This is a genomic window from Streptomyces sp. ADI95-17, assembly GCF_003846175.1.
GTDB classification, from domain to species: domain Bacteria; phylum Actinomycetota; class Actinomycetes; order Streptomycetales; family Streptomycetaceae; genus Streptomyces; species Streptomyces sanglieri.
In genome coordinates this window covers 24,031-32,503 of the sequence record NZ_ML123050.1, presented here as the reverse complement: position 1 = coordinate 32,503, position 8,473 = coordinate 24,031, and the positions used below count along the sequence as shown (strand labels likewise).

General features: G+C 68.5%; 10 protein-coding genes. 3 read left to right on the top strand and 7 right to left on the bottom strand.

All coding sequences use genetic code 11. The annotated features are described in order from the left end of the window. Nucleotides 1–40 precede the first annotated feature (40 nt). The 5 genes from EES42_RS30860 to EES42_RS30840 all read right to left on the bottom strand — a co-directional run bounded on the left by EES42_RS30860 (nt 41) and on the right by EES42_RS30840 (nt 4,748). Nucleotides 41–562, bottom strand: coding sequence for a GNAT family N-acetyltransferase (locus EES42_RS30860; RefSeq protein WP_124721614.1), 522 nt, complete (start codon nt 560–562; stop codon nt 41–43). Between the two features lie 70 nt (nt 563–632). Next, nucleotides 633–1,772, bottom strand: coding sequence for an XRE family transcriptional regulator (locus EES42_RS30855; RefSeq protein ID WP_241196695.1), 1,140 nt, complete (start codon nt 1,770–1,772; stop codon nt 633–635). Nucleotides 1,773–2,086: 314 nt separating this feature from the next. Then, on the bottom strand, nt 2,087–3,697 hold the full coding sequence (locus EES42_RS30850) for a DHA2 family efflux MFS transporter permease subunit (RefSeq protein WP_241196694.1): 1,611 nt from the start codon (nt 3,695–3,697) through the stop codon (nt 2,087–2,089). Between the two features lie 525 nt (nt 3,698–4,222). Continuing rightward, complete coding sequence (locus tag EES42_RS30845) at nt 4,223–4,567, bottom strand: VOC family protein (protein ID WP_124721613.1); 345 nt, start codon at nt 4,565–4,567, stop codon at nt 4,223–4,225. Nucleotide 4,568: 1 nt separating this feature from the next. Continuing rightward, nucleotides 4,569–4,748: a ribbon-helix-helix domain-containing protein gene (locus EES42_RS30840; RefSeq protein WP_124721612.1), complete on the bottom strand. Its 180-nt coding sequence runs from the start codon at nt 4,746–4,748 to the stop codon at nt 4,569–4,571. Nucleotides 4,749–4,801: 53 nt separating this feature from the next. Here EES42_RS30840 and EES42_RS30835 point away from each other — a divergent pair, with 53 nt between their 5' ends. From EES42_RS30835 to EES42_RS30825, 3 genes are all read left to right on the top strand, one after another. Further along, the gene (locus EES42_RS30835; RefSeq protein WP_124721611.1) at nt 4,802–5,275 is read left to right on the top strand and encodes a cupin domain-containing protein; all 474 of its coding nucleotides are present in this window, start codon (nt 4,802–4,804) and stop codon (nt 5,273–5,275) included. Between the two features lie 296 nt (nt 5,276–5,571). Further along, entirely contained in the window at nt 5,572–6,312 is a 741-nt protein-coding gene (locus EES42_RS30830; protein ID WP_241196693.1) for an IS630 family transposase, read from the top strand. Then, entirely contained in the window at nt 6,299–6,856 is a 558-nt protein-coding gene (locus EES42_RS30825) for a transposase (RefSeq protein ID WP_241196692.1), read from the top strand. Before EES42_RS30830 ends, EES42_RS30825 begins: the two co-directional genes overlap by 14 nt. Before the next feature lie 57 nt (nt 6,857–6,913). On the opposite strand, the gene EES42_RS30820 is transcribed toward EES42_RS30825, so the two are convergent. Beyond that, nucleotides 6,914–7,486, bottom strand: coding sequence for a GNAT family N-acetyltransferase (locus EES42_RS30820; RefSeq protein WP_124721610.1), 573 nt, complete (start codon nt 7,484–7,486; stop codon nt 6,914–6,916). A 347-nt stretch (nt 7,487–7,833) separates the two neighbouring features. Next, the gene (locus EES42_RS30815) at nt 7,834–8,391 is read right to left on the bottom strand and encodes a GNAT family N-acetyltransferase (protein ID WP_124721609.1); all 558 of its coding nucleotides are present in this window, start codon (nt 8,389–8,391) and stop codon (nt 7,834–7,836) included. Between the last annotated feature and the right edge of the window lie 82 nt (nt 8,392–8,473).

Sequence of the window (8,473 nt, the reverse complement as noted above, 5' to 3'; positions counted from 1 at the left end):
GAAGCTGGACTGCATCTACACCGGATTGACGTGGGTCGGTCTATGCGTTGGGGAGGCCGCGGAGCATGACGGTGTAGAGCGGGGAGTCGGGGAAGGGCTGGCGTTCGCCGATCTTGCGGTAGCCCCATGTTTCGTAGAGGGCCTGGACGCGGGGGTGTGTGGTGTCGACGAGGAGGGTGGTCATCTGCTCGGGCCGGGGGGTGAGGAGGGTGTCGTGGAGTCGCTGGGCGAGGCCGGTGCCACGCCACTTCGGGCGGACCATGAGCTCGGGGAGGGCGAAGGTGGTGCCTGGGGTGGGGGTGGGGGAGAGGTGCCCACGCCAGGTTTCGCGGCCGAGGGCGGCGGTGGCGCCGTAGGCGAAGCCCGCGGGCTGGCCGGTGTCGAAGGCGATGACGCAGTCGAAGGAGGGCCTGGCTCCCCAGTGGTCGACGAACCAGGCGAACTTCTCCGTCTGGTGGAAGGGGTCGTCCATCTCGGTGGCGTAGGCGTCGGCGTGGACGTCGAGGAGTATCTGCCGGATCGTGGGCAGATCCGCGTGGCCGTAGCGGCTGATGGCGCTCATGTGCGGCTCCAGTTGGTGCGGTAGCGGTCGGCCCACTCCCGGGTGGCAGGTGCGTGTGGGGCGGTGGTGATCAGGTCGCGGTGGAAGTCGCCGAGCAGGGTCCGCAGCCGTCCGGGCAGGGCGGCGCCGCCCAGGAGGGGGAAGATGCCGGCGGTGGTGGCGGCTGCCTGGTCGAGGTCGCCCTGGTGGAGCTGGGCGAGCGCGAGCCGGGCGGTGGCGAACGCCCTGTTGCGGGCGAACACGCCGGGCAGGGCCGCGAGCGCGTGGTGGGAGGCGGCCTCGGCGGCGGGGGAGTTGCCGAGGCGGTCGTGGACGATCGAGGTGATGGCGTGGAGCTCAGCCCGGCCGTAGAACGTGATCCAGCTCGGCCGCGGGCGGGCCGGTGGTCGCCGAGGTGGGCGTGGGCGATCCGTGCGTGCGCGAGGCTGGCGAACAGCGGGTCGCGGCGGGCGACGGCTGTGGCCCGGGCGGCCTGGCCGGCCGCGAGGGACTCGGCGTGAGCGCCGCGCTGGTGGGCCAGGATCGCCACCGAGTTCCACACGCGCATCGTCGCGACCGGATCCTGCGCCAGCCCGGCCAGATGCAGGGCCCGCTCGTGCAGAGGCCGGGCGCGGGCGCTCTCGCGGGCGTCCACGCACGACCAGGCCGCGGTCGCGGTGTAGTTGGCCGCGAGGGAGAAGAGCCGCTGCCGGGTGCGCTGGGTGGCCGGCTTCTCCTGAAGCGCGACGGCCTCCTGAGCGCCGGCGAGCGCGGCCCGCTCCAGGGTGTCGTGGCCGCCCTGGGAGTCGTCCAGCAGCATGAGAGTGTGGAGATGCTGCCGCAGCCGCAGCACGTCACCGCTGCCAACCCCTGCCGCGGGCGGGCCGAGCACCGCAGCACCGGCCGAGCCGGTCGTCAGCGCGAGGAAGGAACGGCGGTGCACGGGATCCTCCACGGGCGCGGGCTTCTTGCGACGGTCGGGCGGAGCGAACCCCAAGGCCGCCACCATCAGCCCGCTGACCTGCTCCAGCGCGATCCGGTACTTCTCCTGCGGCCAGGACGTCTCACCAGAACGCCACTTGTGCACCGTGATCTGCGACAGCTCCCGCCCCGGCCCGGCCTTCCGCGTCAGCTGCCGTACGACGGCGTCCAGTTCCTTCGCGAGCACCGGCGCGGACCACCCCTCGCTCTCCATCCAGGCGACGAACGTCTCGTTCCGTACACGTGCCATCCCCTCACGGTAGAGCCCAGTCCCGCCCCGCCGAAGGTCAACGAACAGTCAAGTCGCTAAGTGGTCGGCTCCGGAAGTCCCTCGGGGGTTGACTGCGGAGCCAACCATGCGTCGGAGCGCTGGTCATAGGTCGGAGCCGGCGCCAGCAGGTCCCGGCTGGACGGGTCGAGATGGGGTGGCACCCCAGCACAGCCGACAGGCGGGTACCGCCGCCGAGCCGCACAAGCCGGAGGGTGGCCGGCCGCCGCCGGACGCTGTCGCCACAAGGGTGGCAAGGGCGACTGACCACCGCACGACCACGGTCGACGACGGCCTCAGCCCAGGAACTCTTGGCGCGTTGAGGCCGAGGTGCTGAGGTCGACTGGTTCCGGAGCAGGGCTCGGGCTGCTGGCCTGTCGGCGTCGTACCAAGAAGCACGAGACGGCGCCGACCGCGATCACGATGATGGGCAGTGCCAGGGTCGGCCGCATCGCGTGGACGACCCCGTGTTCGAACGTGGACGCCGCCACCTGATCGATGTGATGGGCCAGGCTTGTCGGTGTTCCCTGCGGCGGGTGGACCACCGCGCCGTTCCGCCCGATGCCGACCTCTTGACCGCTCTTGGCGGCGTTGCGGAAGTCGGCCAGGAATTGGCCGCGGACGTCGGCCGGGAGGCCGGCAGCCCGCTTTGCCGCTTCGTCTTGCAGCGAGGCGGCCAGGCGGTTCTGCAGTACTGCGCCGACTGCGGCACTGCCGATCACTGTGCCGATCTGGCGGATCGTGTTCATCACGCCGGAGGCCGCCCCGGCCATCGTGGGCTCCACGTTGTACATGGCGACCGTGACCATCGGGCCGAACACGCAGCCGATGCCTCCCCCAGCCGTGATCAGGGCGGGCTGGAACTCCCACCACGCGCGGCCGACATCGGTGACCCAGGTGAGCCAGGCCATACCGGCCGCGAACAGGGTCAGACCGGTCATCAGGACGTACTTGCCGCCGATCCGGTCCGCCATCCGGCCCGCGACCGGCGACAGCACCGCTGACACCACCATCGCCGGCGCCATCACGAGCCCGGCTGTGAGGGCGCTGAAGTTCAGCACCGACTGCAGATAGATCATCACCGGCAGGAACAGGCCGAGCATCCCGACCTGGACGGTCGCGGACACGAAGCTCATGACCGCGTAGTTGCGGTCGCGGAAGAGCACGAAGGGCAGCAGCGGTTCGCCGTGCTGCCGGGTGCCCTGGTGAATCAGGAACAGCACCAGCAGCAGGGCAGCCGCGCCCAGCAGCGCCCAGATCCTGGCGTTCCAGTCATATCGCTGGCCCTCGGTGAGCGCGAAGGCCAGGCATACCAGTGTCGCCGCGGCGAGTACGACACCCGCAATGTCCAGCTTTCGGTGCGCGCCGTGCCGGATGTCGGGCACGAGCGTAACGGCCATCGCCAGGACGATCGCGCCGATCGGGACGTTGACGAAGAAGATCCACCGCCAGCCGGCCGTGCTGACCAGGAACCCGCCGAGGGTGGGCCCGGCGATCGTGGCCACGCCCGCGACTCCGCCCCAGACGCCAAGTGCGGCGCCCCGGCGCTCGGCCGGGAACGTGCCGATGATGATCGTCATCGTCTGCGGCATCAGCGCCGCCGCACCCAGGCCCTGCACAGCCCGGGTGGCGATGAGCTGGGCCGGATCCTGCGACAGGCCGCACAGCACCGATGCCACGGTAAACAGCGCGACACCCCCGATGAACATGGTGCGCGGCCCGCGCACATCGCCCAGTCGGCCGAACGTGATCAGCAGTGCGGCAAGGACGAGGATGTAGACATTGATCACCCATAACACCTCGTCCAGCGACGCGTGCAGGTCGCCGATCATGCTGGGGATAGCGACGTTGACGGCCGTCAGGTCCAGCAGTGTCATGAAGAATCCCAGGCTGAGCGTCAGCAGCACCGCCCAGGGATTGCCGCGCCATCTGCTCATTCGTATCCCATCCTTCGCTCCTCGCATCCCCACGGTCAGTGGCGGAAGCGCCGCCACCGGTGGGCTCAACAGGTCTTGTTGCTCCAGATGTCCTCGCCCGGTACCCGCGTACGGGGCCCCTCCGTTGCCCGCAGGTGTGTGACCTCGGCTGTGGGCAGGCTGGACAGCGCCTGGCAGGGAAGGCGAGCACCCCGGCGACTCACGGCGCTTGCACGGGCTGCTCCAGGAGCCCGTGAAGTTGCTCGCCGGCTCGATGGTCGGTCGCGTTCGGTCTCCGGCATGGCATAGCCGGTGCCGTTCCTCGGAGTTCGCCTCGGCGGTTCGATCAGGCCGTGCTCACGAGCAGGGGGTTCAGCAGCACGCTGCTGAACCCCCTGCGGGCGCAATGGCCACTGCCCGGCAGGGCGAAAGTCGTCACTGCCGCAGGGTTCACCGGGCGGACCGCAGGCACCGTCGGCCGAGGGGAATCGGCCCACCCGGACGAGAGGGAAAATGTCAGTTCTTGGCAGGGGCCTGCAGACTCCACAGGCGTCCGTCGGGGTCGCGGACGGTCATCTCCCGGGTTCCGTAGTGCGTGTCCTGGAACGGAGTGACCACCTCCACGGCCGGATCGGGACGGAACAGGTCCGCATCGGGCACCTTCAGTGCGATCTGCACGCCGGGCTCCCGGTTCTCGGGGATCTCGACAACGACGAGGTAGGGACCCTCGCCGTTGCGGAACACGCCGGAGCCGTCGCCGGTGGAGGTCTCCAACTTGTAACCCAGTTCCTGGAAGAACTTTGCGCTCTTCCCCCAGTTGTGGGTCTCCACGAACACCGCCTCGAACCCTTCGGTTGCCATGTCATGACTCCTTTCCTGAAGAGGGCTGCCGCTGCTCATGGGCGTCGTCGAGGTAGGCGCGCAAGGCCTCTGTGACCAGCGCGGACAATGACATGCCCGTCTCGATCGCGTGATGCTTGACCTGCCTGATCAGCCCCAGCGGCAGATACACGTTGAACTGTTTGACTTCCGTATCACCCATAGGGCGATACTAGCTCGCTAGATTGCTAGCATACTAGTCCCAGGGGGTCTCTCGTGTCTGTTTTTGCAGCTGATCCACACGACCCGGTTGTCGTCCGCGCAGGCGACGCCGAGCAACTGCCCGAGATCGGCCACTGCCTACTGGCTGACGCCAGTGCCAGCAACGGGGCGCTCAGCGCCCACCGCATCCGACTCGCCCGCGGCGCCGACGGCGCGGTCCCGCACCGGCACGACCACTCCTCCGAACTGTTCTTCGTCGTCGACGGAACGCTCCAGGTGCTTGTGGGACCGAAGGTCATCACCGCCGGCTCCGGTGACTTCCTCGTCATCCCGCCGCGCTGTGACCACGCCTTCCGCGCCGCCCCGGAGAACACCGCCGATGCCCTGATCGTGATCACCCCTGGCATCGAACGATTCGACTACCTTCGGCAGGTCGCCAGGATCCGCCGGGGCGAAGCCAGCCGCGACAGCCTGCTCACCGAGCAACACCGCTACGACACCCACTTCGTCACCAGCCCGGCCTGGTAAGACAAGACCACCACCTCAACGACCACACCGGCGGCAGCACCCCAGACCCCGCGGGCTGAAAAGAGACCGGCGAAGCCGAAGCCGGCTGACCGAGGGCGAGCCACTCTCGCGGCGTGGCGGCAACGCGAACTGCCCGCTGCCAAGGTTCGCGGCGTGTCGTGCCGACTGGGGTGTTGTCGAGGCGTCAGGCTGCGGCCCGTCCGTGATCCGTTCTCTCGATGGGCCCGCCTGCCATGCCTGTTGCCGCTGCCCGCCCGATAGACCCGAGCGCCGCCGAGCGGAGGAGGCTGAAGGCGATGGCCTACGGCCTCAAGACCGAGTACCGGCTGCGGATGCGTGCCCAGGTGGTGCTGCACGCCGCCCGCGGCCGCTCCAACTCCCGTATCGCGGCTGAAACCGGTCTGCACCTGGATACCGTGCGGCTGTGGCGGGGCCACTTCGCCGACGGCGGCATCGCTGGGCTGGCCGACCGTCGGCGCTCCGGCAAGCCACCGGCCTTCACACCGCTGCAGGCCGCCGAGGTCACCGCGCTGGCGTGTCGACTGCCTGCCGAGACAGGGGTTCCGCTGTCCCGCTGGACGGCCCCGGAACTGGCCCGTGAGGTCGTCGAGCGGGGCATCACGCCCTTCGTGTCGGCCGCCACCGTGCGCCGCTGGCTGGCCCAGAATGCGCTCAAGCCCTGGCAGCACCGCTCGTGGAACTTCATCACCGACCCCGGCTTCCGCACCAAGGCCGGACGCGTCCTGGATCTGTACGCCCGCATCTGGCAAGGCCACCCACTCGGACCGAACGAGTACGTCATCAGCGCAGACGAGAAAACCTCCATCCAGGCCCGCTGCCGCTGCCACCCCACCCTGGCCCCCGGCCAAGCCAGAGCCATGCGCGTGAACCACACCTACGGCCGCGGCGGTGCCCTGGCCTACCTCGCCGCCTACGACGTCCACCAGGCGAAGGTGTTCGGCCGCACCGAACCCCGCACCGGCATCGAACCGTTCATGAACCTGGTCACCCAGGTCATGAGCGTTGGACCCCCATAAGCCCCACCTGGACCGCCGGTTCACCGAGGGCTGCACGAGCGTCACCCAGCTCCACCGTGAGCTGGTCGCCCAGGGCGCCCCGGTCACCTACGGCATGGTCCGCGCCTACATCGCCACCCTGCGTGGTGTACCGCCGGACGCGCCGCCCCCGCCACCGTCGGTGCGGAAGGTGACCGGCTGGCTTACCCGTCACCCCATCTCCCTCAGCGAGGAGGACCGGGCGGGCTTGAAGGACGTCCTGGCCCGCTGTCCCGAACTGGACACCGCCGCCGGGCATATCCGCGACTTCGGCGAGATCCTCACCGACCGCCTCGGCACCACGCTTCCCACATGGATCGACGCCGTCGATACCAGCCAGCTGCCTGGCCTCACCGGCTTCGCACTCCACCTGCACCGTGACTTCGACGCCGTGACCGCCGGACTCACTCTGGAATGGAGCTCCGGAGCCACCGAAGGCGCTGTGAACCGCATCAAAAAGATCAAGAGGCAGCTCTACGGGCGAGCCGGATTCGACCTCCTTCGCAAGATGATCCTGCTTCAGTAACCCACCACGACCACAGCACCGGAACTGCGCCAGATCCGAGAAATGGTGTCGCTCATGTCAGAGAACGCCCATCGCGAAGCGGCGACAGACGTGCACGCGGGCGAACTGCTCGCGCATGAGTTGTTCGTTCTCCAGGCTGGCGTGGAGGAAGGAAGCCATCGGCCTCAGCCCCGGCCGGCGTTCGCTGGTAGCCCGGTCCGGCTCGCCGGGGTCAGCGTAATAGTTCGCGTAGACATGGAGGTAATGCTGGCTCTCGGTGAAGCCCATCGCCCGATACCAGCGCAGCGTCGCGGGGTCGTCCCTCGTCCAGGCATCCAACGTCGGTACACCCAGCGCGCTGACACGGGCGCGTGCCTCGGTGAGGAGAGTACGGCCAAGGCCCCGGCGCTGGTAGTCCGGGTGGACAGCGACGGTGTCGATGGTCGCCAGTTCGTCGTCGACAGAAACATCAATGATCCCTGTGACGGTTTCCTGCTCTGCCGTTGCGACCAGCGCGAAGCCCGGGGCGGGTGTCTCGGGCTTGGCTGTTAGGACGTCGTCGAAGTAGGGGGTGTCCAAGAACGAGAGCACCCGGCAGCGCAGCCAGGAAACCTCGTCGGCAGGGCGGTACTCACGTATGACGTGGTTCAAGGCGGTGATCCTCAATGTGCGTGGCGAAGTTGGGACGACGGTGGTCACGGCATTGAGAGATCACGACGGAGATTGTGCGCACTGCCCCGCGCCTCGGCAATCGGTTTTGTTGGCCTACCGGACGACCAGGCATACGTGATCTCACGCGACCCCATCCCTCGCAATCGAACACCGAGGTGACGCTCCGCGACCGCTCCCCAAGATCTGTGCCAGAACCCAGTAGTGAAGTCAGTTGTCGATGGGTTTGGGAGGCGCCCCAATCCACAGAAGGGTGGTGTTGACGAGTTCGGGAGGCACTGGACCTCTTGCCAGGGCAGCATCGGGATGCTTCTGGTGAAAGGTGCTGGTCATGCCGCGTGGTGTAGCCCGTGGGCATCCCGGCGGGGGGTCCGGTACAGCACACACTGGCGAAGCGGCCCTTCGGGCACGCTCGGATCCTCGAAGTCGTCGGCCGGGTCCTGGGTCATGCCGATCCGGCGCATCACCGCCTGGGAACGAAGGTTGTTGACGGTCGTCGACGCAACGACCTCCGGCAGTCCGAGGGCCTCGAAGCCGAAGGCCAGGCAGGCCAGGGCGGCCTCGGTGGCGTAACCGTGGCCCCACGCCGAACGCTTCAACCGCCACCCGACGTCCACCCCCGCGAACGGCATGTCCTCGCCCACCTCGTCCAGGCCGGCGCGGCCGATGAACTCACCGGTCTCTCGTGCTTCGAGCGCCCACCACCCAAAACTTCGCTCGTCGAACTCGGCCTGCATGAGTGCCACCGCGGCATCACTTTGCTCCCGCGTCAGCAGTTCCCCCAGATATTTCCGAACTTCGGGATCGGCGTTCATCGCCGCCCACGGTTCGAGGTCGGACTCCCGCCACCGACGGAGCAGGAGACGATCGGTACGCAGTTCTGGCATGCCGACCAGCCAACGCCATCACACTCGGGGTGTCGATCGGTTATGTCGCGCCTCACCTCACGGTCGCCCTGGAGGCCCAGCT

What these genes read in the sequence shown, in the direction of transcription:
- EES42_RS30860 (WP_124721614.1), bottom strand. Translation starts at nt 562, where the DNA reads ATGAGCGCCATCAGCCGCTACGGCCACGCGGATCTGCCCACGATCCGG.
- EES42_RS30855 (WP_241196695.1), bottom strand. Translation starts at nt 1,772, where the DNA reads ATGGCACGTGTACGGAACGAGACGTTCGTCGCCTGGATGGAGAGCGAG.
- EES42_RS30845 (WP_124721613.1), bottom strand. Translation starts at nt 4,567, where the DNA reads ATGGCAACCGAAGGGTTCGAGGCGGTGTTCGTGGAGACCCACAACTGG.
- EES42_RS30840 (WP_124721612.1), bottom strand. Translation starts at nt 4,748, where the DNA reads ATGGGTGATACGGAAGTCAAACAGTTCAACGTGTATCTGCCGCTGGGG.
- EES42_RS30830 (WP_241196693.1), top strand. Translation starts at nt 5,572, where the DNA reads ATGGCCTACGGCCTCAAGACCGAGTACCGGCTGCGGATGCGTGCCCAG.
- EES42_RS30815 (WP_124721609.1), bottom strand. Translation starts at nt 8,391, where the DNA reads ATGCCAGAACTGCGTACCGATCGTCTCCTGCTCCGTCGGTGGCGGGAG.